We start from the raw sequence: 22,699 nt of genomic DNA, 5'->3' as shown, positions 1-22,699 counted from the left end.
CATGCGCTATCGCGCCCCGCCCGCCGAGGCGCTGCTCACCGCCGAGCTCGACTCGTTTACGGCAATATTCCATCGCCCGTCGGGGATCACGCACCTGCTTGCCAGCCCCGCGCCCGAGATATTGACGGCGCTGGCGGACGCGCCGCTCGACCTCGACGGACTGCTCGCGAGGCTGTCGGACCGGTTCGACCTTGCCGATGCGGACGATGCGGCACTGGCCGCGCGGCTCGACGAACTGATGGTCGCCGGGCTGGTCGAGGCAGCATGAGGCACGTCTTCTCGGTGCGGATCGGACCGATCGGCTTTCGCGTCGGCAGCGACTGGCGCGCGCCGATCGACCAGCTGCGGGAATTATACCGTTATTATCCCTCGCCCAACCTGCCCGATTTCACCGTCCGGCTGGAGGCGACGCGACCGTGGCGGCGCTGGGTGCGCCCGTCGATCCGCATCGCTGGCGACTACACCCTGCCGGAGGCGGCACCGCTGCCGCTGGCGCAGGGGCTGCTCGCCGCGGAGATGGCGATGAACCTGCAGCTGGCGCTCGGTGGCCGGCGCTACCTGCTGCTCCACGCGTCCTGCGTCGAGCGCGACGGGCGCGCATTGCTGATGACGGGTGAATCGGGCGCGGGCAAATCGACGCTGGCGACGCTGCTCGCGGCGAAGGGCTGGCGGTTCATGGGCGACGAATTCGCGCTGATCGATCCGGAGTCCGGACTCGTCCACGCCTTTCCCCGGCTCATCAGCCTCAAGAATGCGGGGATCGCGGCGGCGATGGCGGCGCAGCCGGAGGCGCGCTTTGGGCCACTGCTCGCGGGGACGCCTAAGGGCGACATCCGCCATATGGTGCCGGACGGGTTGGCGGTGGGGGCGATGGACGAACCGGCACGGCCGGCGCTGCTGCTCTTCCCCCGTTACGGCTTCGCGGCGGAGACGCTTCCGGTGCGCGCCAGCGAGGCGTTCGTCCGGCTCACCCAGGCGTCGACCAATTATGTCGCGATGGGCGAAGCGGGGTTCGGCGCGCTCACCCGGCTGGTGCGGGCGGTGCCGGCGCATGCGATCGACTATCCCGCCGGCGCGGCGGCGGTGGCGCAGGTGGAGGCGCTGTGGCGGACGCTCTGACCCTCGCTCGCGCGCTTGCCGACCCGCAGTCGCTGACGCTCGATACCGACTGGATCGGGCTCATCACCACCGCCCGTGCCGAGCAATTGCTGGGGACGCTGGCCTATCGGCTCGACGGACTGCCGCTGCCCGAGGATGTCGCGCTGCTGCTGGCGGACGCCCGGATCGCCGCCGAGAACGGCCGCCGTGCCGCTTTGTGGGAGGCGGAGATGGCTCGGCGGGCGCTGGCGCCGCTGGGATGTGCGGTAGTGCTGTTGAAGGGCACCGCCTTCGTCGCGGGCGGGCTGTCGGCGGGGCGGGGGCGATCGATCGGCGATCTCGACATCCTGGTGCCGCGGGATACGCTGGATGCGGTGGAGGCGGCGCTGCTCGCGGCGGGATGGGAAGGGGTGAAGGCCGATCCCTATGACGATGTATATTACCGTCGCTGGATGCACGAACTGCCGCCGCTAATCCACCGCGAGCGCGACCGGATGATCGACGTCCACCATACGATCCTGCCGCTGACCGCGCGGATCCGGCCGGACGCTCCGGCGCTGCTGGCCGACGCGCAGCCGCTGGGCAACGGCCTGTCGCTGCTGTCTCCTAACGACATGGCGGTCCATGCGGCGGCGCATCTGTTCGCGGACGGCGATCTGGCAGGAGGGCTGCGCAACCTGTGGGATATCCACTGCCTGATCGGGGAGCATGGCAGCGACGGGCTGGCGGCGCGGGCGCGGCATCACGGACTGGCACGCGAGATGGCGCGGGCGCTGCGGCTGAGCCGGCGGTTGTTCGGGACGCCGGCACCGGTCGAGCCGCCGGGCTGGATCGACCGGCTCTATCTGCGACGCCTGCTCGCACGCGACGATTGGGGCCGGCCGATCCGCCCGCTGACGCGGCTGGTCTTCTATATCCGTTCGCACTGGCTGCGCATGCCGCCGGCGATGCTGGCGCGGCATCTGTGGACGAAATGGCGGCAGGGATAAGCCCGCCGCCGATCGGTCGGGTCTATGCCACCGCGGGCAGGCGATGCCGCAGCGACTGCGACAGCGTGGTGACTACGGCGCGACGCATGGGCTGCCAGAAGGCCGACAGGCTGAGCAGCGCCGATCCGATGACGAAGGCGGTCAGCGCCGCGCCCAGCTCGATCGCGCCGGCGCTGCGGAACAGCGCGTAGAGCGCGGCCAGCACATAGGCGAGGCCACTGACCAGCAACGCGCGCCGGTCGACCGCCAGCGCGATCGCGGCAAAGCCGACGTAGAGCGCCAGCACCACCAGCGCCATGCCGGCGCCGATCTCGCCACGGAACACGCCGAGCATCTGGAAGATCGAATGCGCGATCATCGGTGCGGCGGCGAGATGCAGCCAGAAGGCGACGTCGGAGCGGCGGGTGCGGCGCTGCGTGTCGCTCATGTCCCAGCGCATTGCGGTGGCGAAGACCGCGAGGCCGCCGACCAGTAGCAGCGGCCACACCGCCTGCTCGATCGTCGGAACGGCGGCGACCGCGAGGCCGATTGCGGTTCCGACCAGCGCCGCTGCCCCCGCGGCAACGGTGATCGGCACCATGAACCGCCGCCAGTGCAGCCATGCCGCCCCCGCTGCGGCGAAGGCGACCCCCGCCGCCGCCAGTGCACCGGCGCGGCCGTCGATATGCGGCGCGACCGTCTCGACTAGGCCGAACAGCGCGCCCGCGACGCCGCCGACGAAGGCGATCAGCAGCAGGATGCTCGGCAAGGCCATGCGGCGGCGCGCGGTGAAATATTCGGCGAGGCCCCAGGATGCGGCGGCGACCAACCCGCCGCCCGCGGCCGGCGTGATCGCCATGCCGATCTGGCCGACCGCGACGAGCAGCAGCACCAGCGCGATTCCGACGAAGATGTCGTTGAAGCCGGTGAGCAGCCGGAAATGCTCCTCGTCGACCGCCGGGGCCGCCTGGCTGGTCGCGACGTGGGCGCGCAGCGCCGCGGCGGCGGCGGGCGATATCGCCCCCGCCGTCACCGCGCCATCGATGTCGCTTTCGCTGTACATGGTGATCCTCCCTGTTGACGCCGGGAGGGTATCAGGGGTGTATTGTTTAATCAATACACCCCGTGCGACCTCAGCCGCCCTGCAGCAGCTTGCCCACCGTCATCGCCTGTTCCGCGCCCGTCTTCGGCACGATCTCGCCGGTTCGGTCGGTGATCGCATCCCAATGCGCGGCGACGCCCTCGGGCGACAGATCGTCGCCGGTCAGCAGCGTGCCGGGGGTAAGCGTGACGTAGGAGGCCTGGAACGCGCCGGCGCCCGCGCCGAGGATGACGTTGGTCGGCGCGTCCTCGCTGACGAGGTAGAGCGCCCCGGGGGCGACTTTTTCCGGCGCGAAGGCTTCGAACGCGGCGGCGGGGAACAGGTCCTCGGTCATGCGCGTGCCCGCGGTGGGGGCGATCGTGTTGACGCGGATGTCGTTCTTGGCGCCCTCGATCGCCAGCGTCTTGGTAAGGCCGGCGAGGCCCATCTTCGCCGCGCCGTAATTCGCCTGGCCGAAATTGCCGAACAGGCCGGTGGACGAGGCGGTCATCAGCACGCGGCCGTAATTCTGCTCGCGGAACGTCTCCCAGCATGCCTTGGTCGCCATGGCGGAGCCGAGCAGGTGGACGCGGACGACGAATTCGAAATCGGCCGGGTCCATCTTGGCGAAGGTTTTGTCGCGGAGGACGCCGGCGTTGTTGATGAGGATGTGCACGCCGCCCCATGCCTGTTTCGCCGCGGCGACCATGTCGACCATCTGGTCGAAGTCGGCGACGTTGCCGCCGTTCGACATCGCCTCGCCGCCCGCCGCGCGGATTTCCTCGACCACCGCCAGTGCGGCGTCGGAATGGCCGGTGCCGTCGCGCGCACCGCCCAGGTCGTTGACGACCACCCGCGCGCCGCGGCGGGCGAGTTCGAGTGCGTAATGGCGACCGAGACCGCCGCCGGCACCGGTGACGATCGCTACCTTGCCGTCGAAGCGAATGGGGGACATGAAAAAGGCGCTCCTCTCTATCGTTGGAGCGCCTTTCCCTAAACGGTAAGTGGCATCTGGCAACCGGTCATGCCGGCCGCCGATGCGCGGGGCTTACTTGCCGCCGCGCTGGATGCACTGGTCGTACTGACCCTTCTTGCAGACCGGATACTTCGCGAGCGGTGCCGGGGCCGGATAGGCCTGATCCGGGGTCGGCGCCGGACGGAAGACCGGGGGCAGCGTCGCACCGGGGGTGCCGCCGCTCAGTGCCGAGCCCGTCGGGGCATAGCCGCCTGCCGGCGTGCCCGAACCGGTCGCCATCGGCGCGGGCGCGGACGCCTGCGGTGCCGGTGCGCTGGCGGCGTCGGCGGGCGGCGGTGCCGATGCCGGATCGGCCGGCGCTGCGGCGGGATCGGCCGGTGCGGGCGTCATGGTCTGATCGGGCGTTCCGGCCGGTGCAGTCTGTGCGTCGGCAGGCGCCGGGGTCGTCTGCGCCATGACGGGGGCGGCGATCAGGGCCGTGGCGGCCAGCAAGATGAGCTTCATCGCGGAGTCTCCTTTGGAATCTCATGCACTGAAATACGTCAGCGCCCCAGCCCAACGCCCCAAGCCAAAGTTTTCTCCTTCGTTTCGCGCCCGATTCTATTATGCGCCCGAATCGAGCGAATAGCCGGCCGAGCGCACGGTGCGGATCAGATCCGGGCGGTCGCCGATATTGATGGCCTTGCGCAGGCGACGGATGTGGACGTCGACGGTGCGGCTTTCGATGTCGCTGTCATGCCCCCAAACCGCGTCGAGCAGGCGTTCGCGGCTGAACACCCAGCCGGGATGTTCGAGGAAATGCTTGAGCAGGCGGAATTCGGTCGGCCCCAGCGGCACGACCTCGCCCGAGCGGCGGACCTTGTGGCCGACCGTGTCCATCTCGATGTCGTCATAGGTCAGCGCCTCGCCCGCCAGCGCCGGCCGGACGCGGCGCAGCACCGCGCTGACGCGGGCGACGAGCTCGCGGGGCGAGAAGGGCTTGGTGACGTAATCGTCGGCGCCCGTCTCGAGGCCGCGGATGCGATCCTCTTCCTCGCCGCGCGCGGTCAGCATGATGATCGGCACGTTCTGCGTCTCGGTCATGCGGCGCAGGCGACGGCAGACCTCGATCCCGGACAGCCCCTCGACCATCCAGTCGAGCAGGACGATGTCGGGCGCCTTTTCCTTGGCGAGCAGCAACGCCTCCTCGCCGTCGGGGGTGTGCGCGACCTCGAAATCCTCGCGCTTGAAATGATAGATCAGCAGTTCGGCGAGGGCGGCATCGTCCTCGACCAGCAGCATGGATGCGCGTGCCATCAGCGTTTGTCCTCGGAAGTTGCGCCGCCGCGATCGCGGTCGGCCATCTGGGTGCCGGTTGCGGCGAAATAGACCATCTCGGCGACGTTGGTGGCGTGATCGCCGATCCGCTCGAGGTTCTTGGCGACGAACAGCAGGTGGGCGACCTGGCTGATCGTGCGCGGATTTTCGACCATATAGGTCACCAGCGTACGGAAGATGCTGTCGTAGAAATCGTCGAGCGCGGCATCGCTTTCCACGACGCGCATCGCCGCCTCGGGATCGCGCGCCGCGAAGGCATCGAGCGCCGCGCGGACCATGTCGCTCGCCATCCGCGCCATCGACGGCAGCAGCGAGATCGGTTCGATCCGGTGTTCGCCGTCTATCATCGGCACGCGCTTGGCGATGTTCTTGGCGTAATCGCCGATGCGTTCGACCACCGCGGCGATCTTCAGCGCCGCCACCACCTCGCGCAGGTCGACCGCCATCGGCGCACGCAGCGCGATGATGCGGACGGCGAGCCGCTCGACCTCCGATTCGATCGCGTCGATCGCCTTGTCGTCGGCGCGAACGCGTGCGGCGAGCGCCGGGTCGGGGCGCTGCAACGCCTTCATCGCCTGCGCGATCGCATCCTCCGCCAGCCCGCCCATCTGCGAGATCATACCCCGCAGCTGGCCGATGTCGGCGTCGAACGCCTTGACCGTATGATCTACCATTAGCCGTACCGCCCGGTGATATAGTCGCGGGTGCGTTCCTCCCGCGGGTTGGTGAAGATGTCGCCCGTCCGGCCGAACTCGACCAGCTGGCCGAGGTGGAAGAAGGCGGTCTGCTGCGAGACGCGCGCCGCCTGCTGCATGTTGTGGGTGACGATGACGATCGCGTAGCGGCCCTTGAGCCCGTGGATCAGCTCCTCGATCTTCGCGGTCGCGATCGGATCGAGCGCGCTGCACGGTTCGTCCATCAGGATGACCTCCGGATCGACCGCGATGGCGCGGGCGATGCAGAGCCGCTGCTGCTGGCCACCGGACAGCGCGGTGCCGCTGTCCGACAGGCGATCCTTCACCTCGTCCCACAGGCCGGCGCGGCGCAGCGATTGCTCGACCATCAGGTCGAGGTCCGCCCGCGCGGTGGCGAGGCCATGGATGCGCGGACCGTAGGCGACATTCTCGTAGATCGACTTCGGGAAGGGATTGGGCTTCTGGAACACCATGCCGACGCGCGCGCGCAGCTGCACGACGTCCATCGACGATGCGTAGATATCCTCGCCGTCGAGCAGGATCTCGCCCGTCACGCGCGCATTGGCGACGGTGTCGTTCATCCGATTGAGCGTGCGGAGGAAGGTCGATTTGCCGCAGCCCGACGGGCCGATGAAGGCGACGACATTGTCCTGGTCGACGTCGATCGAGACGTGATCGATCGCCTGTTTGGCGCCGTAGAAGACGCTGACGTCCTTGGCAGAGATCTTGTGGGTCACCAGCGGGTCTCGAAACGGTTGCGGAGGTAGATGGCGAGGCCGTTCATCGCGAGCAGGAAGACGAGCAGCACGATGATCGCCGCCGACGTCTTCTCGACGAAGCCGCGGTCGACGTCGTCGGACCACAGGAAGATCTGCACCGGCAGCACCGTGGCGGGGTCGGTCAGGCGCGAGGGCGGCGCGGCGATGAAGGCGCGCATGCCGATCATCAGCAGCGGCGCGGTTTCGCCCAGCGCGCGCGCCATGCCGATGATCGTGCCGGTGAGGATGCCGGGCAGCGCGAGCGGCAGGACGTGGTCGAACACGACCTGCACCGGCGAGGCGCCGACCGCCAGCGCGGCATCGCGGATCGACGGCGGCACCGCCTTGATCGCGTTGCGCCCGGCGATGACTATGACGGGCATGGTCATCAGCGCGAGCGTCAGCCCGCCGACCAGCGGCGCCGACCGCGGCAAATGGAAGGTGCCGAGGAACACCGCGAGGCCGAGCAGGCCGAAGATGATCGACGGCACCGCGGCGAGGTTGTTGATCGACACCTCGATCAGGTCGGTCCAGCGGTTCCGCGGCGCATATTCCTCGAGGTAGAGTGCCGCGAGCACGCCGATCGGGAAGGCGAGGCCGATCGTCACCGCCATGGTGAGGAGCGAGCCCTTGAACGCGCCCCAGATGCCGACGCGGGTCGGATCGGTCGAATCGGCGGCGGTGAGGAACCCGAGGTTCCAGCCGGTGGTGAGCACGCCCTGCGCCTGCAGCCGCGCGACGGTCGCCTCGGCCTGCGGATTGCCGTCATGCTTGGCGGCGACGTCGAGCGCGCTGTCGACGGGGACGGCAATCGTGACGCGGCGGTCGAGCATGGCGGGGTCGCGCTTGATCGCGTCGCGCACGACCAGCCATGCGCCGTCCGACAGCAGGTCGGTGCCGGCGCCGCCATAGGCCTGGGTCGCGGCGCGATCGACGACGCCTTCCAGCCCGGCGCCGGCGAGCGCGAGGTCGGCGCCGCGGCCCCTGAGCTGCGCCGGCGTCACCGCCAGCTTCGCCGCGGCGAGGTCGATCGGCAGGGCAACCCGGGTCTGGCGGAAGCCGCTGGCGCCCTGCCACAGCATGCTCGCGAGCAGGAAGGCGAGGAAGCCCGCCGACAGCCATACCGCGGCGAGGCCCAGCAACCGGAAGCGGCGCTCCGCGGCATAGCGACGGCGGGTGCGGCGCTGGACCGCCGCACCCTTCCAGTCGGTCGGCTGGCGCGTCCTATTCATAGGCTTCCCGATAGCGTTTGACGACGGTCAGCGCGACGACGTTGAGCGCCAGCGTGATGACGAACAGGGTCAGCCCGAGCGCGAAGGCGGCGAGCGTCTTGGCACTGTCGAACTCGGCCTCGCCGGTCAGCAGGTCGACGATCTGCTTGGTGACGGTGGTGGTGCTGGCGAAGGGATTGGCGGTGAGCGTCGCGACGCCGCTGGCCGCCATGACGACGATCATCGTCTCGCCGATCGCCCTCGACACCGCGAGCAATATGCCGCCGACGACGCCGGGCAGGGCGGCGGGCAGGATGACCTTGCGGATCGTTTCCGAACTGGTCGCGCCCATCGCGAGGCTGCCGTCGCGCATCGCGGCGGGGACGGCGGCGATCGAATCGTCGGCCATGGACGAGACGAAGGGGATGATCATGATCCCCATCACCGCACCCGCCGCCAGCGCGCTTTCCGACGAGGCGTTGGCGATGCCGAGCGTCAGCCCCAGTTCGCGCACCGCGGGAGCGACGGTCAGGGCGGCGAAATAGCCGTAGACCACGGTCGGCACGCCCGCGAGCATCTCCAGCACCGGCTTCATCCAGCGGCGGGTCGCGGCGCGGGCATATTGGGTGAGGTAGATCGCGCTCATTAGCCCGAACGGGATCGCGACCGCCATGGCGATGACCGCGCCGATGAAGAACGTCCCCCAGAACAGCGGCACCGCGCCGAGGCTGGCGCCGGGATCGCGCGCGTCGATCACCTGCGGGCTCCAGTGCGTGCCGAACAGGAATTCGCCGATCGGCACGATGCTGAAGAACCGTGCGGATTCGTACAATAGCGAGGCGACGATGCCGACCGTGGTCAGGATCGCGATCAGCGATGCGGCGAGCAGCAGCAGCATGACGCCGCGCTCGACCTGCGTGCGGGCGGCGAAATCGGGGCGGACGCGGGTGAAGGCGAGGCCGCCGCCGGCGAAGGCGAGCAGCAGTGCGACCGCGGTGGCGATCCAGTCGTAACGGCTCTGCGCGGCGGCATAGGCGGGGGCGAGTTTGGCCGACAGCTCGTGGAACGCGCCGTAGCTGCGGCCGGCGCCGAGTTCGCGCGCTTCGGCAAGGATCGAGGCGCGCTCGAAGCCGCCCGGCGGCAGCGCCGCGGCGGCGGGCGTCGCGATGACCGCATCGGTGATCAGGGCGGGCGCGGTCAGGCTCCACACGCCGAGGAAGACGAGCGGCGGCACCAGCGCGCAGATCGCGACGAAATAGCCGTAATGGACGGGCAGGGCGCTGAAGCGCGCGACCCCGGGCTTGCGGAACGTCGCGGCGCGCATCCGCGCGGCGAGCCAGCCGATCAGCGCGAGGCCGAAGACGACGAGGACGATGGCGAGGCCGGTCACGATCCCAGTTCCGCAGGGTCGAGCGGCGTCTCGTTCGCGACGACCGCCGCCGCCTTCGCCCGCACCGCCGGGGGCGCGGCGATGAGGCCGCGGCGGATCAGCGGGCCGTCGGGGCCCCAGGCGCGGGCGTACAGCTGCAGGAATGTCGCGAGGCCGGGGATCGCGCGCAGATGCGCCTTCTTCACATACAGATACAGCGGTCGAGATCCGGGGTATGCGCCCGCGGCGATCGTCGCATAGGTCGGCTTGACGCCGTCGATCGCGACGCCGTTCACGCTGCCCGTATTCTGTTCGAGATAGCTGTAGCCGAACACGCCGATCGCCGTCGGGTTGGCGGCGAGCTTCTGCACGATCAGATTGTCGTTCTCGCCCGCATCGACATAGGCGCCGTCCTCGCGCACCCGCGTGCACAGGGTCTTGTGCGCGTCGGGGCCGAGCGTCTTCGCACGCGGATCGACCGCCTCGCAGCCGCGGGTGAGGATCAGTTCGGCGAGCGCATCGCGCGTGCCGCTGGTCGCGGGCGGGCCATAGACCTGGATCGGCGTCGCGGGCAGCGCCGGATTGACGTCGCGCCACAGCCTGGCGGTGTTGCGCCGGCCGAGCGGCGCCGCCGCCAGCGCGCGGTACAGGTCCGCCGGGGTCAGCGTCATGCCGGGGCCGTTGCGCGCTTCGGCAAAGGCGATGCCGTCGATGCCGATCTGGACCTCCATGACCGGGCCGACGCCATTCGCTTCGCAGGCGGCATATTCGCTGCGCTTCATCCGGCGCGAGGCATCCTCGATATCGGGATGGCCCGCGCCGATGCCGGCGCAGAACAGCTTCATCCCCGCGCCCGTACCGGTCGACTCGATCACCGGTGCCCTGGCATCCGGATTGGTCGCGACGAACGTCTCCGCGATCAGGGTCGTGAAGGGATAGACGGTGGACGAGCCGACCACGGTGATCTGATCCCGCGTGCCGCCGCCACCGCCATTCGCCTGGTCCTGACAACCCGCGAGGCAAAGCCCCGTCAGGCCGATAAGTAGAACGCGCATCGGACCCCCGCGGGCGACTCCGCGTCGCCCCGATCCGCCTGTGTGACGGTTCGGTTACCCTTTGATGACAGCGCCGCCGGTAACGGGTTCGGCGGGCGGAATTGCGACGGTGACGGTGGTGCCGACGCCGACCTTGCTGGCGATGTCGAGCCGGCCGCGGTGGCGCTCGACGATATGCTTGACGATCGCGAGGCCGAGGCCGGTGCCGCCGACGCTGCGGCTGCGCCCGGCGTCGACGCGATAGAAGCGTTCGGTCAGGCGCGGGATATGCTGGGGGGCGATGCCCTCGCCCTCGTCGACCACGGACAGCCGCAGCAGGCCCGAGCGGTCGAGGCCGAGCGTCACCGTCACCGGCGTGCCGGGGCGGCCGTATTTCATCGCGTTGCCGATGAGGTTGTGGAACAGCTGCGACAGTTGCGCCTCGTCGCCGATCGCCTGCGGCAGGTCCGGTTCGATGGTGACGCCGACATTGTCCGCGCGCGGGCTGCGCGCCGCCGCGATCTCCGCCGCGACATCCTCGAGCAGTTCGCCGAGGTCGAGCCGGTCGCCGGGCAGGCGGTATTTCTCCGCCTCGATCCGGGACAGCGAGATCAGGTCCTCGACCAGCCGCTGCATCCGCTGCGCCTCGGCGAACATCACGTCGAGGAAGCGTTTGCGCAGGCCCGGGTCCTCGCCCGCCTCTTCGTTCAGCGTCTCGATGAAGCCGAGGATCGAGGCGAGCGGCGTGCGCAGTTCGTGGCTGGCGTTGGCGACGAAATCGACGCGCATCTTTTCCGCGGCGTAATTGCCGCTCTGGTCGACGAGATGGACGATGCGGGCGCCGTCGCTGGTCTCCCCGGTCCGCATCTCCCAGCGCTGGTCGGGGGTGCCGAGTCCGACGAGTTCGACCGGCCGGCCGGGCAGCGGCGCGCCGGAGCTGAGCCGGTCGGCGGCGGCGGGATGGCGGATCGCGACGCGCACGTCCTCGCTGACGATATGGCGGCCGAGCAATGCCCCGGCGGCAGCGTTGGCGCAGGAGACGATGCCGCCGCGGACCAGCAGCACCGGTTCGGCGATCACGTCGAGTACCTCGCCGAGCAGCACGTTCGCATCCGGGCCGCTATGCCCGGTCGCCGCCTGTCCCTCGTCGCCGCGGCCCATCGCCGCCAGCGCGACCGCGATCCCGCCGACCAATGCGATGGCCGCGCCGTCGGCGCGCCCGTCAACGAGAAAGACGCCGACGGCCATGCCGATCGCGATGACGATCGCGCCACTCAGCCGTCGGACGAATCGGGACACCATGTGCCGTGGCTAGCCCAAGTCGGGCGGGCTGGGCAGGGGGTGTATCGCCGTCCCCGTCAATCCGGCCTGGGTGCGTCCGCAGCCCGCGTGTAGGGCGTGAATTCGGTGAAACGGCAGTAAGCGGACGGGATCGACGTGCCCGGCGTCAGCACGCGGAACCGGTCGTTGCGGCACAATTGCCCGCCGTAGACGTCGACGATCAGCGTCGTCAGCGGCTCCAGCGACGGGCAATTGCCCACCGGCCCGGTCTTCCAGACCCGCCGCCCGGCGCCTTCGGTATAGAGGATCGTGCGCGCATCGACGATCGACGGGCCGTTGGTCGCCGACAGGGAAATGCACCGCTGCGGCGCGCCCGCGACCCGACCGGCGAGCGGGTCCGATCCGGCGGCGAGCAACGGCAGGGCGAGCGCCAGCGCGGCGAGCGGCCGGATCATCGCGTCACGATCCCGTCTTGCTGTAGCGGACGAACGGACCGAACGAACAGCTGCCGCTGAACGTCCGCCCCGCCTGGTCGATCGTCGTGGCGATGTCGCCCTGGCACAATTGGCCGGTCGGCGAGCGGGTGACGAGGATGTCGCCGCGCCCGACGCGCTCGCAGCCGCCGGCGGTGTCGCTGCGGTATTTGAGGCCGCGGCTGACCGTGTAGAGGATCGTCGGGCCGAATGCCTGCACCTGCGTCGTCGGGAACCGCGGCATGCAGGAGGTCGACTGGCCGGGGGTCAGCCCCGCGAGCTGCTTGCCGAGCTTTGTCGCGGCGGCGGCATTGGCCTCCTGCGTGGCGATCCGTTCCTGCGGGGTCTGCGTGCAGGCGGCAGCCAGCAGAGCGACGGCGATCAACGATCCTGCGGTCTTCATGAGAACCTCCTGTCGTGCCCGGCTGAACAGCTCAGCCGGGAAATGTGTCTTTCTGCTCGCGCAGCCGGCCGAGCTCCGCCGCATCGCGTGCGCGCAGGAACGGGTTGGTCGCCCGCTCCAGCCCGATCGTCGTCGGCACCGTCGCCTCGCCCGCCGCACGCGCATCGTCGACGTGCATCATGCGCGCCACCAGCGCGGCATTGTACGGCTCGACGGTCAGCGCGAACCGGCCGTTCGACTGGGTATATTCGTGGCCGCAATAGACCTCGGTCGCGTCGGGCAGGGCGGCGTAGCGCTGCATGTTGGCGAACATCTCCGCCGGCGTGCCCTCGAACAGCCGACCGCAGCCCATCGCGAACAGCGTGTCGCCGGTGAAGATCGCGCCGTCATCGGCCAGATGAAAGGCGATGTGGCCGGCGGTATGGCCGGGTACGTGCAGAACGGTGGCGACCGCCGTCCCGATCCCCACCAGATCGCCTTCGCCGACCGTCTCGTCCAGCGTCGGGATCTTGCCGGCTTCGGCGGCGGGGCCGGTGATCCGCGCACCGGCGGCGCGGATCGCCTCGTTGCCGCCGGTGTGGTCGGGGTGCCAGTGCGTCGTCCACACCTGACCGATCGTCCAGCCCCGTGCCGCGGCCGCGGCCTGCACCGGCGCCGCCTCGCCCGGATCGACCGCGACCGTTTCGCCGCTGACCGGGTCGTGGACCAGCCAGGCGTAATTGTCGCTGAGCACGGGGACGCGGACGATCTCCAACGCCATCACCAGCTCCCGGTGTTCGGCATCGACGTCCAGGGTTCGGCCGGTGCCAGTGCGTCGCCCGCCTGCAACAGCTCGATCGAGATGCCGTCCGGCGTCTTGACGAAGGCCATGTTGCCATCGCGCGGCGGACGGTTGATCGTCACGCCGCCGTCCATCATCCGCTGGCAGGTGTCGTAGATATTGTCGACGCGATAGGCGAGATGGCCGAAGTTGCGACCCCCGCCATATTCCTCCGGATCCCAGTTATAGGTCAGCTCGACCTCCGCCTTCGCGCGCTCGCCGGGACCGTTCATATCCGCCTCGGTGGCGAGGAAGATCAGTGTGAAGCGCCCCTGCTCGTTCTCCAGACGCCGCACCTCCCTGAGGCCGAGCAGTTCGAAGAAGGCGATGGTCGCGTCCGGATCGGTGACGCGGATCATGGTGTGGAGATAGTGCATGCGAAACCCTGTCGTGGTGGCGATGAATGATTACCCCCTCAACGCATGGCCGGCCATAGGGTGTCCACGGCGTCAGGGCTTCGTCGTAGGCGCATCGAACTGGGCGAGCGCCGCGCGCGCGTTGCGTCCTGCCGGGGCATCGGGTGCGAGGCGGGCGGCCTGCGTCCAGGCCGTACGCGCGCCGGCCTCGTCGCCGGCGGCGGCGGCGATGTTGCCGGCCTCGAGCTGGACCGAGGCGTCGTCCGACGCGCGCTTCAGTGCCTCGGCGATATCCTTCTTCGCGCGGACCAGATCGCCCTCGCGCCGTGCCAGCGTCGCCGACAGCAGCCAGGCGAGCGGGTCGTCGGCGGCATGCGTCAGCGCGAGGTCGATGTCGCGGCGCGCCGCCTCCGGTTCGTTCGCCGCGACCAGCACGCGGGCGTGGTCGAGCTGCGCCTCGCCGAGCGCGAAACCGTCCAGCGTACCCGCGATCAGCGCGGTGTCGAGCGCGGCGCGCGCGCGGGGCACGTCACCCGCCGCCAGCCGTGCATTGCCCGCCTGCGCCCAGTAATTGGCGGCACGGCGGTCGCGCGCCGCCTCCGCAGCCTTCGCCGCGGCCTCAAATTCGGCAGCGGCCGCCGGAAAATTGCCCTCCTGCGTATAGGCGAGGCCGGCGCATTGCCGCGCGAACCATGCGCCCCCGCTCGTCGCCCAGCGCATCGCCTCGGCACGGGCGGCGGCGGGATCGCTGTTCGCCAGCCGGACGCACAGGTCGTAGCGCGCCTCGCGCGGGTCGGCGCCCTTGACCGTGGCGACGGTGGACGGGGCGGGAGAAGCGGCCTGAAGCGCGGCGGCGAGAAGCAGGATCATAAGCGGTTCAGCACGTCCTCGGTGGCCCGGACGATCGCCGCGATATCGGTGTCGCGCGACAGGCGATGATCGCCGTCCTTGATGAGCAGCGTCTGCACGTCGGCTGAACGGATCATCTCGCCGAGCCGCACGGTGCGATGCCACGGCACGTCGGGGTCGGCCTGTCCCTGCAGCAGCCGCACCGGACCGTCGAAGGGGATCGTGCCGAACATCAGCCGGTTCGCCTCGCCCGACTGGAAGAAGCCGCGGGTGTAGACGGTGGGCTCCGGTCCATAGGGGTTGGCGCGTTCCAGCCGGCCCTCGGTCAGGATCGTCATCTTGTCCTCGGTCGAGAAGCCCCAGTCGGTGAAATCGGGGGCCGGCGCGATGCCGACCAGCCCGACCACCGCGGCGGGCCGCGCGCGGGCGGCGAGCAGCATCAGCCAGCCGCCGAGCGACGATCCGACCAGCACCACCGGCCCGGTCGCGATCTGGTCGAGCATCGCGACGACGTCGTCGCGCCACCCGGCGAGCGTTTGATCCTCGAACGCGCCCTCGCTCTGGCCGCAGCCGCCATAGTCGAAGCGCAGGAACGCCCGCCCCGTCGTCCGTGCCCAGCCCTCCAGCGCGACGGCCTTCGTCCCCTGCATATCGGAGGCATAGCCGGGGAGGAAGACGACGGTCGGGCCGTCGCCACCGGTGTGGTGATAGGCGAGGCGGGGGCGGGGCAGCTGGGTCATGCCCCCGTCCTTATCCCGGGCCGTGCCGGATGTGGAGCCTCGCCCACCGTTCATCACCCGTCGTTCAGCGACCGGCGAAGGCGTCCACCGCGCGGGCGAAGGCTTCGGGCTGGTCCAGCATCACGAAATGCGCGGCATCGCCGATATCGACGAAGGTGACGTGCGGCGCCTCGGCATAAGCGGGTTTGTAGAGTGCGTCTGCCTGCGCCTTGGTCGGCCCGGTCGGCGACCAGGGATAGACCATCGTGATCGGCGTCGCGATCTGCTTCATCGCGGGGCGCAGGTCGGTGGTCAGGTCCTCGTACATCGCCTGTCCGGACACGCGCGGGTCGGCGGCCTTGAACCAGCGTTCGACCAGCGCGCGCGACGCCGGTTTCGCCGCGAGCCGGTTCGCGGTGGCGGTCGCCGTCGCGTCGCTGGCAGGCTTGCCGTAGCTCGCGACCTGCGCGTCGCGCATCGCCTTCGCCTGCGGTTCGACCATCGCGACGGTCGCGCCGGGGGCATAGAGCGTGCCGATGAAGGGCAGCGAGTCGACGATCATCAGCTTGCCCGCATCCGCCGGATGCGCCCTGGCGAGCATCAGCGCGGCGAGCCCGCCCATCGAATGGCCGATCACCGCGGCGCCGGCGATCCGTTCCTTCGCGATCAGCGTATGCAGGTCGGCGACGATGCCGTCGAGGATGCCGGGCGTCAGGTTCGCGCCCGGTGCGTCGCCGCCGAAGCCGTTGACCTGCACGACATAGACGCGGTGGTGGCTGGCCAGCGCCGGCACGACGCCGTCCCAGACCGCGCGCGGCGAGGACAGGCCGGGGATGAGGATCACCGGCGATCCCTTGCCCGATGCGACGACGGAGATGCGGGCCATCTGCATGGTGGGCGCCGGCGTCGCGGCATGGCCGGGGGCGGGTTGCAGGACGACGCCGAGCGTCAGGGCGGTGGCGGCGAGGCGGAGGCCGAAATAACGGATCATATCACTTCTCCTTTGATGGGCTGACGAAGACGTCTTCGATGGCGAGTGCGAACAGTTCGGCGATGCGGAAGGCGAGGGGGAGGGACGGGTCGTAGCGGCCGGTCTCGATCGCATTGACGCTCTGCCGGCTGACCTCGAGCTGTTCAGCAAGATGCTGCTGCGACCAGCCGCGCTGCGCTCGCAGGTCGCGCAGATGGTTGTTCATGCCGCCCTCCGCTCGATCAGCGCGTTGATGCCGGAGCCGAGGCCGAGGCCGGCGAACCATACGATCGGCCAGGCATAGCCGACGAGATGCGGGACGAGGTCGAACCCCTCCAGAAAGCCCCAGAAGGTCGCCGTGGTCATTGCGAGGCCGGTCGCGACCAGCGCCTGCCGCACCAGCAGCATCCGCAGATATTCGTCGGTTTCCTCGGCGAGATACATGCCGATCACGGCGAAGAAGCCGGACACCGGCAGGGCGGGCAGGATGCCGAGCGCATAGGCGAGCGGCCCGGCGACGAGGTGGCGTGCGAACAGCCAGCAGACCGGCAGCAGCACGGCGGCATAGATGATCGCGAGGACGATGATGCGCCGGTTGTAGCGGCGCTGGGCGGGGGAGAAACGCATCTGGGCCTCCTTCGAGTCGTTGTGAAGGAAGCTTTACATGGAAAGGGAGCTTTACGTCAAGCGCGCTTTACATCAGATGATGAATTCCACCGATCTCTGCTGCACCACGTCGCCGCGCTTGGCGACGATCTCGCCGTGCAGCGCCTCGATCGTGCGGCTGCCGGTGGTCTTGCACAGGAAGGGGAAGATGCCGTGCAGCACCGCGCCGATCCCGCCCGCGATCATGCGCAGGCCGAAATGCGTGGCGACGTGGAAATGCTCGGTATAGCTTTCGCCGACCGTGGCCGGATGCTCGGTGAACGGGTTCATCGCTGCGTACCTCCGCCGCCAGACTAACCCTTCGCGGCCAGCGCCGCCAGCATGTCCGTGGCGAGCAGGGCGAGCGTGTCGTCGCGGGCACCCATCACGACGATACGGTCGCCGGCGCGTGCCATGTCGACCAGCCGGTCGGCGGCCGCCGCACGGTCGGCGATATGGAGCGCCGCGCGTCCGGCGGCGGCGATGTCGGCGACGATGTCGGCGCTGCCAACCTCGCGCGCGACGGTGCCGCCGTGATAGACCGGATCGGGCAGCACCAGCACGTCGTCGGGGCCGAGCCGGTCGGCGAACATCGCGACCAGTTCGCGGCGCATCACCTTGAGCGGGCCGTAACCGTGCGGCTGGAACAGTACGAGGAGCCGGCCGGGAAAGGCATGCAGCGTGTCGAGCGTGGCGGCGATCTTGTCGGGGTTGTGCCCGAAATCGTCGATCACCGCGACGCCCGCCGCCTCCCCGACCAGATCGAAGCGGCGGCGGAGGCCGGTGAAGCCCGCGACCGCCTGCGCCGCCTGCGCCAGCGGCACGCCCGCCGCGAGGCTGGCGGCGATCGCGGCCAGCGCGTTGGCGACATTGTGCCGGCCCGGTACGCGCAGGGTCACCGCGATCGGCGCGCCACCCCCGGCGATCAGGTCGAACGCGACCGAGAAGGGCGCCTCGACGATCGCATGCGCGGCGAAGTCGGCGTCGCGGTCGAGCCCGAAGGTCGCCAGCCGCTCTTTGGGCAACCCCCGGGCCAGCGCCGCGGCCTCGTCATTGTCGAGGTTGACGATCGCCGTCTCCGCCCCGGCAATGAAGCCGGCGAACAGGCGCCGCAGTTCGTCCAGTCCCTTGTGATCGAGGCTGACGTTGTTGAGCACCGCGATCCGCGGCCGGTAATGCGCGATCGACCCGTCGCTTTCGTCGACCTCGCTGACGAAGGCCTCGCCCGCGCCGACCAGCGCGCTGGCGAAGGCGGCGTCGGGGCGGGCGAAGTTCTTCATCACCGCGCCGTTCATCACCGTCGGGTCGCGGCCGGTGGCGTGCAGGATCCAGCCGATCATGCCGGTGACGGTCGATTTGCCGCTGGTGCCGGCGATCCCGATCGGCAGGCGGCTCTGGTTGAACAGGCTGCTCAGCAGGTCGGCGCGGCTCGCCCGGGCGCAGCCGAGCCGGTCCGCCGCGACGATGTCGGCCACGCTGTCCTCGACCGCGGCGGAGGCGACGACGATCTGCTCCGCCGAGGTGATGCCGCTGCCGTCCTGCGCGAACAGGCCGATGCCGCGAGCGCGCAGCGCGTCGAACTTGGCGGGGACGCGGCCCTGGTCCAGCCCGCGGTCCGACCCGTCGACCAGCGCGCCCCGGCCGCGCAGGATCGTCGCCAGCGGCATCATCCCCGATCCGCCGATACCGACCAGAAAGAAGCGCTTGCCCCCGATGGAGCCGTGCGCGGATGGGGAGATGTTGCCGTTCGCCATCGCGCCGCGCTATCGACGCAAGCCTGCGCGGGCAAGAGATGAGGCGATCAGGGCATGCGGATTGGAGTGGTGGCGCCGGCCAGCATCGGCAACAAGGATGCCGAGGCGCCGTTCATCGCCTTCGCCGCGCTGGCCTATCCGGAGGTCGATCTGGTCGTCCATCCGCAATGCTGGGAGGTCGAAGGCCATTTCGCCGGCAGCGACGCGCGCCGCGCATCCGCCTTCCTCGAATTCGCCAACGATCCCGGTTTCGACGCGATCTGGTTCCTGCGCGGCGGCTATGGTTCGAACCGCATCCTGCCGCTGGTGATGCCGCAACTGGGGCCGGCGGCGCGGCACAAGACCTATCTCGGCTATTCCGACATGGGGTTCCTGCTCGGTGCGCTCTACGCGCGGCGGATCGGCCGGCCCTGCCACGGCCCGATGGCGAGCGACATCCGCCGCAAACAGGGCGACGTCACCGTCGCGCGGTCGCTCGGCTGGCTGGCGCGGGGCGACCGGCAGGGACTGGAGCCGGGGCTCGACGGGCGGCCGGCGGCGGCGTTCAACCTGTCGATCCTCGGCAGCCTGATCGGCACGCCCTATCTGCCCGACCTGACCGATCACGTCCTGCTGATCGAGGAGGTGTCGGAACCGATGTACAATATCGACCGGCTGCTGTTCCACATGGGCCATGCGACGCAGCTGAAAGGCATCGCCGGCGTGCGGCTGGGCGATGCGACCGCGGTGAAGCCGAACGAGCCCGAATGGGCCGAGAGTCTCGAATATATGGTGCAGCGCTGGTGCCGCGACCTCGGCGTGCCGTATCTCGGGCGGGCGGACATCGGCCATACGCAGAGCAACCGGGTGGTGCCGTTCGGGCTGACCTGATCCGGTGAACGATCGCGGCGGGCGATTTCCACAACGCTTGCCTATATACCCTGAGCCGCTTTATTCGCGGCTGCCTCAACCAACCTGAAAGTTCATCATGTCCGCCCAAACGGCCGAGCTGTTCCGTATCACGCTGCCCGACGGTTCCGTCCGCGAGGTTGCGCCCGGAACTACCCCCGCGGACGTTGCCGCCGCGATCGGGCCGGGCCTCGCCAAGGCGGCGCTCGCCGCGCGGATCGACGGGCAGGTGCGCGATCTCAACCGCCCGTTCGACGGTGACACCCATCTCGCGCTGGTGACGGCGAAGGACGAGGCGGACGCGCTCGAACTCGTTCGCCACGACCTCGCGCACGTCATGGCGGAGGCGGTGCAACACCTCTTCCCCGGCACGCAGATCACCTTCGGTCCCGCGACCGACGACGGCTTCTATTACGATTTCGCGCCTAAGGACCGGCCGTTCACCGAGGACGATTTGCCCGCGATCGAGGACGAGATGCGCCGCATCATCGCCCGCAACGAGCCGTTCACGCGCGAGGTCTGGACCCGCGAGCAGCTGATCGAGACGTGGACGCAGCAGGGCGAGACGTTCAAGGCCGAATGGGCCGCAGAACTGCCCGACAACGAGGAACTGACGATCTATCGTCAGGGCCAGTGGCTCGACATGTGCCGCGGCCCGCACATGGTATCGACCGGCAAGCTCGACCCGCAGGCGTTCAAGCTGACGCGCGTGTCTGGCGCCTATTGGCGCGGCGATCAGAAGAACGCGATGCTCAGCCGCATCTACGGCACCGGCTGGCTCAACAAGAAGCAGCTCGACCAGCATCTCTTCATGCTCGAGGAAGCGGCCAAGCGCGACCATCGCAAGATCGGGCAGGAGATGGACCTGTTCCACCTCCAGTCCGAGGCGCAGGGCAGCGTCTTCTGGCACCCCAAGGGCTTCATCCTGTGGCGGCAGCTGGAGGCCTATATGCGCCGCCGGCTCGACGCCGCCGATTATGCCGAGGTCAAGACGCCTCAGCTGATGGATGCCAAACAGTGGGAACAGTCCGGCCATTGGGGCAAGTATCGCGAGAACATGTTCGTGGTGCCGGACGAAGTGCCGAATACCGAGGACGAGGGCGCGGTGCTGTCCGGCGAAGGCGACCTGATGGCGCTCAAGCCGATGAACTGCCCGGCGCACGTCCTGATCTTCAAACAGGGGATCAAGAGCTATCGCGACCTGCCGATCCGCATGGCCGAATTCGGCTGCTGCCACCGCAACGAGCCGCATGGCGCGCTGCACGGCATCATGCGCGTCCGCCAGTTCACGCAGGACGACGCGCATATCTTCGTGCGCGAGGATCAGCTGGTCGATGAGGTTCGCAAGTTCTGCGAACTGCTCGACAGTGTCTACAAGCACCTCGGCTTCGACAGCTATGCGATCAAGCTGGCGCTGCGGCCGGAGAAGCGCTTCGGGTCGGAAGACATGTGGGACTGGGCGGAGCAATCGCTGCGCGACGCCGTCGCCGCGACGGGCCGCGACACGCCCGAATATGGCTGGGAGGAACTGCCGGGCGAGGGCGCTTTCTACGCACCCAAGCTCGAATTCCACCTGACCGACGCGATCGGGCGGACGTGGCAGGTCGGTACGATCCAGACCGACACCGTGCTGCCCGAACGGCTCGACGCCAGCTATGTCGGCGAGGACGGCAACCGCCACCGCCCGATCATGCTGCATCGCGCGATCCTCGGCACGTTCGAACGCTTCATCGGCATATTGATCGAGCACCACGCTGGCCGCTTCCCGCTGTGGCTGTCGCCGGTGCAGGCGGTGGTCGCGACGATCGTGTCGGACGCCGACGATTACGCCGAACAGGTGGCGGCGATGCTGCGCAAGGCGGGCATCCGCGTCGAAACCGACCTGCGCAACGAGAAGATCAACTACAAGGTCCGCGAACATTCGCTCGCCAAGATCCCGGTGCTGCTGGTGGTCGGCAAGCGCGAGGCGGAGGAGGGCAAGGTCGCCGTCCGCCGCCTCGGCAGCCAGGCGCAGGAATTCGTGACGGTGGAGGAGATCGTCGCCAGGCTGACCGACGAGGCGACGCCGCCCGATCTGCGCTAGGAGGAACCTGCAGGATAGCCAGGCCATGTCGAGGCGTTCGAGCCGCATCAGCCGGTGGCCGCGCTCCTCGCCGGCGTGACGATTCGCCTCGACGAACGCGACTAGCCTTCAATTCGGCACGATAATCGCCTATATGCGATTCAAACCACTGCAGGAGCTATACCCATACGTCCTCCCATGATGCGCCGGCCGAACCAGGCGCCGCCAATGAATGGCCCTCGTTTCAACGAGTGGATCGTCAGCCCCAAGGTCCGCGTGATCGACCATGAGGGTGAGAATCTTGGCGTGATGTACACGCGTGAGGCGATGGCGCAGGCGCAGGAACTCGGCCTGGATCTGGTCGAGGTGTCGCCCAACGCCGATCCGCCCGTCGCCAAGTTCCTCGACGTCGGCAAGTTCAAGTACGAGGCGCAGAAGAAGGCGAACCTCGCCCGCAAGTCGCAGAAGACGCAGGAGATCAAGGAGATCAAGATGCGTCCGAACATCGACGACCACGATTACGACACCAAGATGAAGAAGGTCGCTGAGTTCATCGAGGAGGGTGACAAGGTCAAGGTCACCATGCGCTTCCGCGGTCGCGAATTGAGCCATGGCCAGCTCGGCATGGCGGTCTTGCAGCGCGTCGCCGAACAGGTCGCCGAAACCGCCAAGGTCGAGGCCTATCCGCGCATGGAAGGCCGGCAGATGCTGATGGTGCTCGCGCCCAAGTAAGCGGCCGCGCCGACGGCCGGGTAAACCCTGCTGTCGCACTTTATCGCGATGGACGCTTTCCGTAGCGTCATGCTTTTTCGAACACCGGGTCCGGCAATGGGCCCGGTGTTGCGCATTGGCGACACTCCGTTCGAAAAGTCGGATTTCGGGTACAAATTGGTAGACGCTCACGCCTGAGCGACCCTAGCCTCAAAAGAAAACCCGATATTCGAAAAACGAAATCGTTCAGGAGAGAGATGA

27 protein-coding genes are annotated in these 22,699 nt (G+C 69.0%); 6 read left to right on the top strand and 21 right to left on the bottom strand.

Going from position 1 to position 22,699, the window contains the following annotated elements; all coding sequences use genetic code 11:
* Position 1: 1 nt before the first annotated feature.
* The 3 genes from AC1RTO_RS12010 to AC1RTO_RS12000 are packed head-to-tail and all read left to right on the top strand — an operon-like array spanning position 2 to position 2,087.
* On the top strand, positions 2–268 hold the full coding sequence (locus AC1RTO_RS12010; protein ID WP_493161071.1) for an HPr-rel-A system PqqD family peptide chaperone: 267 nt from the start codon (positions 2–4) through the stop codon (positions 266–268).
* A complete protein-coding gene (locus tag AC1RTO_RS12005) occupies positions 265–1,119 on the top strand; it encodes an HprK-related kinase A (RefSeq protein WP_493161070.1) in 855 nt (284 codons plus the stop codon). The genes AC1RTO_RS12010 and AC1RTO_RS12005 overlap by 4 nt, the downstream gene beginning before the upstream one ends.
* Complete coding sequence (locus tag AC1RTO_RS12000; protein WP_493161069.1) at positions 1,104–2,087, top strand: nucleotidyltransferase domain-containing protein; 984 nt, start codon at positions 1,104–1,106, stop codon at positions 2,085–2,087. The genes AC1RTO_RS12005 and AC1RTO_RS12000 overlap by 16 nt, the downstream gene beginning before the upstream one ends.
* Positions 2,088–2,109: 22 nt before the next feature.
* Here AC1RTO_RS12000 and AC1RTO_RS11995 read toward each other — a convergent pair whose 3' ends face one another.
* The 21 genes from AC1RTO_RS11995 to AC1RTO_RS11895 all read right to left on the bottom strand — a co-directional run bounded on the left by AC1RTO_RS11995 (position 2,110) and on the right by AC1RTO_RS11895 (position 18,777).
* Positions 2,110–3,129, bottom strand: coding sequence for a hypothetical protein (locus tag AC1RTO_RS11995; RefSeq protein WP_493161068.1), 1,020 nt, complete (start codon positions 3,127–3,129; stop codon positions 2,110–2,112).
* Positions 3,130–3,199: 70 nt separating this feature from the next.
* Positions 3,200–4,102, bottom strand: a complete 903-nt coding sequence (locus AC1RTO_RS11990; RefSeq protein WP_493161067.1) for an SDR family NAD(P)-dependent oxidoreductase — start codon at positions 4,100–4,102, stop codon at positions 3,200–3,202.
* 93 nt (positions 4,103–4,195) lie between these two features.
* Positions 4,196–4,627 carry a hypothetical protein gene (locus tag AC1RTO_RS11985; protein WP_493161066.1) on the bottom strand — a complete coding sequence of 144 codons (432 nt, stop codon included), beginning with the start codon at positions 4,625–4,627 and terminating at the stop codon, positions 4,196–4,198.
* 99 nt (positions 4,628–4,726) lie between these two features.
* Entirely contained in the window at positions 4,727–5,419 is a 693-nt protein-coding gene (phoB, locus tag AC1RTO_RS11980) for a phosphate regulon transcriptional regulator PhoB (RefSeq protein WP_254289388.1), read from the bottom strand.
* On the bottom strand, positions 5,419–6,114 hold the full coding sequence (gene phoU / locus AC1RTO_RS11975; RefSeq protein WP_493161065.1) for a phosphate signaling complex protein PhoU: 696 nt from the start codon (positions 6,112–6,114) through the stop codon (positions 5,419–5,421). The genes phoB and phoU overlap by 1 nt, the downstream gene beginning before the upstream one ends.
* The gene (gene pstB / locus AC1RTO_RS11970; RefSeq protein ID WP_493161208.1) at positions 6,114–6,875 is read right to left on the bottom strand and encodes a phosphate ABC transporter ATP-binding protein PstB; all 762 of its coding nucleotides are present in this window, start codon (positions 6,873–6,875) and stop codon (positions 6,114–6,116) included. Before pstB ends, phoU begins: the two co-directional genes overlap by 1 nt.
* Positions 6,869–8,125 (bottom strand): phosphate ABC transporter permease PstA, encoded by a 1,257-nt coding sequence (pstA, locus tag AC1RTO_RS11965; RefSeq protein ID WP_493161064.1) that lies wholly within the window; start codon positions 8,123–8,125, stop codon positions 6,869–6,871. The genes pstB and pstA overlap by 7 nt, the downstream gene beginning before the upstream one ends.
* Complete coding sequence (gene pstC, locus AC1RTO_RS11960; RefSeq protein WP_493161063.1) at positions 8,118–9,494, bottom strand: phosphate ABC transporter permease subunit PstC; 1,377 nt, start codon at positions 9,492–9,494, stop codon at positions 8,118–8,120. Before pstC ends, pstA begins: the two co-directional genes overlap by 8 nt.
* Positions 9,491–10,528 carry a substrate-binding domain-containing protein gene (locus tag AC1RTO_RS11955; RefSeq protein WP_493161062.1) on the bottom strand — a complete coding sequence of 346 codons (1,038 nt, stop codon included), beginning with the start codon at positions 10,526–10,528 and terminating at the stop codon, positions 9,491–9,493. The genes pstC and AC1RTO_RS11955 overlap by 4 nt, the downstream gene beginning before the upstream one ends.
* A 54-nt stretch (positions 10,529–10,582) precedes the next feature.
* Positions 10,583–11,809: a sensor histidine kinase gene (locus AC1RTO_RS11950; RefSeq protein ID WP_493161061.1), complete on the bottom strand. Its 1,227-nt coding sequence runs from the start codon at positions 11,807–11,809 to the stop codon at positions 10,583–10,585.
* 56 nt (positions 11,810–11,865) lie between these two features.
* Positions 11,866–12,243: a hypothetical protein gene (locus tag AC1RTO_RS11945; RefSeq protein WP_493161060.1), complete on the bottom strand. Its 378-nt coding sequence runs from the start codon at positions 12,241–12,243 to the stop codon at positions 11,866–11,868.
* Positions 12,244–12,247: 4 nt separating this feature from the next.
* Positions 12,248–12,664 (bottom strand): hypothetical protein, encoded by a 417-nt coding sequence (locus tag AC1RTO_RS11940; RefSeq protein WP_493161059.1) that lies wholly within the window; start codon positions 12,662–12,664, stop codon positions 12,248–12,250.
* A gap of 31 nt (positions 12,665–12,695) precedes the next feature.
* Positions 12,696–13,424, bottom strand: a complete 729-nt coding sequence (gene gloB, locus AC1RTO_RS11935) for a hydroxyacylglutathione hydrolase (protein ID WP_493161058.1) — start codon at positions 13,422–13,424, stop codon at positions 12,696–12,698.
* Positions 13,424–13,861: a VOC family protein gene (locus AC1RTO_RS11930; RefSeq protein WP_493161057.1), complete on the bottom strand. Its 438-nt coding sequence runs from the start codon at positions 13,859–13,861 to the stop codon at positions 13,424–13,426. The genes gloB and AC1RTO_RS11930 overlap by 1 nt, the downstream gene beginning before the upstream one ends.
* A 72-nt stretch (positions 13,862–13,933) precedes the next feature.
* On the bottom strand, positions 13,934–14,710 hold the full coding sequence (locus tag AC1RTO_RS11925; protein ID WP_493161056.1) for a tetratricopeptide repeat protein: 777 nt from the start codon (positions 14,708–14,710) through the stop codon (positions 13,934–13,936).
* Entirely contained in the window at positions 14,707–15,429 is a 723-nt protein-coding gene (locus AC1RTO_RS11920) for an alpha/beta hydrolase (protein ID WP_493161055.1), read from the bottom strand. The genes AC1RTO_RS11925 and AC1RTO_RS11920 overlap by 4 nt, the downstream gene beginning before the upstream one ends.
* 64 nt (positions 15,430–15,493) lie before the next feature.
* Entirely contained in the window at positions 15,494–16,399 is a 906-nt protein-coding gene (locus AC1RTO_RS11915) for an alpha/beta fold hydrolase (RefSeq protein WP_493161054.1), read from the bottom strand.
* A gap of 1 nt (position 16,400) precedes the next feature.
* A complete protein-coding gene (locus AC1RTO_RS11910; protein ID WP_493161053.1) occupies positions 16,401–16,604 on the bottom strand; it encodes a helix-turn-helix transcriptional regulator in 204 nt (67 codons plus the stop codon).
* Positions 16,601–17,005, bottom strand: coding sequence for a hypothetical protein (locus AC1RTO_RS11905; RefSeq protein ID WP_493161052.1), 405 nt, complete (start codon positions 17,003–17,005; stop codon positions 16,601–16,603). Before AC1RTO_RS11905 ends, AC1RTO_RS11910 begins: the two co-directional genes overlap by 4 nt.
* A gap of 72 nt (positions 17,006–17,077) precedes the next feature.
* Positions 17,078–17,314, bottom strand: coding sequence for a DUF6356 family protein (locus tag AC1RTO_RS11900; RefSeq protein WP_493161051.1), 237 nt, complete (start codon positions 17,312–17,314; stop codon positions 17,078–17,080).
* Between the two features lie 23 nt (positions 17,315–17,337).
* Positions 17,338–18,777, bottom strand: coding sequence for a glutamate ligase domain-containing protein (locus AC1RTO_RS11895; protein ID WP_493161050.1), 1,440 nt, complete (start codon positions 18,775–18,777; stop codon positions 17,338–17,340).
* A 54-nt stretch (positions 18,778–18,831) separates the two neighbouring features.
* On the opposite strand from AC1RTO_RS11895, the gene AC1RTO_RS11890 reads away from it, so the two are divergent.
* The 3 genes from AC1RTO_RS11890 (at position 18,832) to infC (ending at position 22,459) form a co-directional block, all read left to right on the top strand.
* Positions 18,832–19,647: an LD-carboxypeptidase gene (locus AC1RTO_RS11890; RefSeq protein WP_493161049.1), complete on the top strand. Its 816-nt coding sequence runs from the start codon at positions 18,832–18,834 to the stop codon at positions 19,645–19,647.
* Positions 19,648–19,744: 97 nt separating this feature from the next.
* Positions 19,745–21,748 (top strand): threonine--tRNA ligase, encoded by a 2,004-nt coding sequence (gene thrS, locus AC1RTO_RS11885; protein WP_493161048.1) that lies wholly within the window; start codon positions 19,745–19,747, stop codon positions 21,746–21,748.
* 177 nt (positions 21,749–21,925) lie between these two features.
* Positions 21,926–22,459: a translation initiation factor IF-3 gene (infC, locus tag AC1RTO_RS11880; protein ID WP_163959129.1), complete on the top strand. Its 534-nt coding sequence runs from the start codon at positions 21,926–21,928 to the stop codon at positions 22,457–22,459.
* The last annotated feature ends 240 nt before the right edge of the window (positions 22,460–22,699 follow it).

It is taken from the genome of Sphingomonas sp. GW821-FHT10F09 (genome assembly GCF_058809195.1).
The sequence above is the reverse complement of the archived record's forward strand: the minus strand, read 5'-3'. Positions and strand labels throughout refer to the sequence as shown.

What these genes read in the sequence shown, in the direction of transcription:
- AC1RTO_RS11925 (WP_493161056.1), bottom strand. Translation starts at nt 14,710, where the DNA reads ATGATCCTGCTTCTCGCCGCCGCGCTTCAGGCCGCTTCTCCCGCCCCG.
- gloB (WP_493161058.1), bottom strand. Translation starts at nt 13,424, where the DNA reads ATGGCGTTGGAGATCGTCCGCGTCCCCGTGCTCAGCGACAATTACGCC.
- phoU (WP_493161065.1), bottom strand. Translation starts at nt 6,114, where the DNA reads ATGGTAGATCATACGGTCAAGGCGTTCGACGCCGACATCGGCCAGCTG.
- pstA (WP_493161064.1), bottom strand. Translation starts at nt 8,125, where the DNA reads ATGAATAGGACGCGCCAGCCGACCGACTGGAAGGGTGCGGCGGTCCAG.
- AC1RTO_RS11945 (WP_493161060.1), bottom strand. Translation starts at nt 12,243, where the DNA reads ATGATCCGGCCGCTCGCCGCGCTGGCGCTCGCCCTGCCGTTGCTCGCC.
- AC1RTO_RS11995 (WP_493161068.1), bottom strand. Translation starts at nt 3,129, where the DNA reads ATGTACAGCGAAAGCGACATCGATGGCGCGGTGACGGCGGGGGCGATA.
- phoB (WP_254289388.1), bottom strand. Translation starts at nt 5,419, where the DNA reads ATGGCACGCGCATCCATGCTGCTGGTCGAGGACGATGCCGCCCTCGCC.
- AC1RTO_RS12005 (WP_493161070.1), top strand. Translation starts at nt 265, where the DNA reads ATGAGGCACGTCTTCTCGGTGCGGATCGGACCGATCGGCTTTCGCGTC.
- AC1RTO_RS11985 (WP_493161066.1), bottom strand. Translation starts at nt 4,627, where the DNA reads ATGAAGCTCATCTTGCTGGCCGCCACGGCCCTGATCGCCGCCCCCGTC.
- AC1RTO_RS11895 (WP_493161050.1), bottom strand. Translation starts at nt 18,777, where the DNA reads ATGGCGAACGGCAACATCTCCCCATCCGCGCACGGCTCCATCGGGGGC.
- AC1RTO_RS11915 (WP_493161054.1), bottom strand. Translation starts at nt 16,399, where the DNA reads ATGATCCGTTATTTCGGCCTCCGCCTCGCCGCCACCGCCCTGACGCTC.
- AC1RTO_RS11930 (WP_493161057.1), bottom strand. Translation starts at nt 13,861, where the DNA reads ATGCACTATCTCCACACCATGATCCGCGTCACCGATCCGGACGCGACC.
- AC1RTO_RS11955 (WP_493161062.1), bottom strand. Translation starts at nt 10,528, where the DNA reads ATGCGCGTTCTACTTATCGGCCTGACGGGGCTTTGCCTCGCGGGTTGT.
- AC1RTO_RS11940 (WP_493161059.1), bottom strand. Translation starts at nt 12,664, where the DNA reads ATGAAGACCGCAGGATCGTTGATCGCCGTCGCTCTGCTGGCTGCCGCC.
- AC1RTO_RS11905 (WP_493161052.1), bottom strand. Translation starts at nt 17,005, where the DNA reads ATGCGTTTCTCCCCCGCCCAGCGCCGCTACAACCGGCGCATCATCGTC.
- AC1RTO_RS11920 (WP_493161055.1), bottom strand. Translation starts at nt 15,429, where the DNA reads ATGACCCAGCTGCCCCGCCCCCGCCTCGCCTATCACCACACCGGTGGC.
- thrS (WP_493161048.1), top strand. Translation starts at nt 19,745, where the DNA reads ATGTCCGCCCAAACGGCCGAGCTGTTCCGTATCACGCTGCCCGACGGT.
- AC1RTO_RS11950 (WP_493161061.1), bottom strand. Translation starts at nt 11,809, where the DNA reads ATGGTGTCCCGATTCGTCCGACGGCTGAGTGGCGCGATCGTCATCGCG.
- AC1RTO_RS11990 (WP_493161067.1), bottom strand. Translation starts at nt 4,102, where the DNA reads ATGTCCCCCATTCGCTTCGACGGCAAGGTAGCGATCGTCACCGGTGCC.
- AC1RTO_RS11890 (WP_493161049.1), top strand. Translation starts at nt 18,832, where the DNA reads ATGCGGATTGGAGTGGTGGCGCCGGCCAGCATCGGCAACAAGGATGCC.
- infC (WP_163959129.1), top strand. Translation starts at nt 21,926, where the DNA reads ATGATGCGCCGGCCGAACCAGGCGCCGCCAATGAATGGCCCTCGTTTC.
- AC1RTO_RS11900 (WP_493161051.1), bottom strand. Translation starts at nt 17,314, where the DNA reads ATGAACCCGTTCACCGAGCATCCGGCCACGGTCGGCGAAAGCTATACC.
- AC1RTO_RS11910 (WP_493161053.1), bottom strand. Translation starts at nt 16,604, where the DNA reads ATGAACAACCATCTGCGCGACCTGCGAGCGCAGCGCGGCTGGTCGCAG.
- AC1RTO_RS12010 (WP_493161071.1), top strand. Translation starts at nt 2, where the DNA reads ATGCGCTATCGCGCCCCGCCCGCCGAGGCGCTGCTCACCGCCGAGCTC.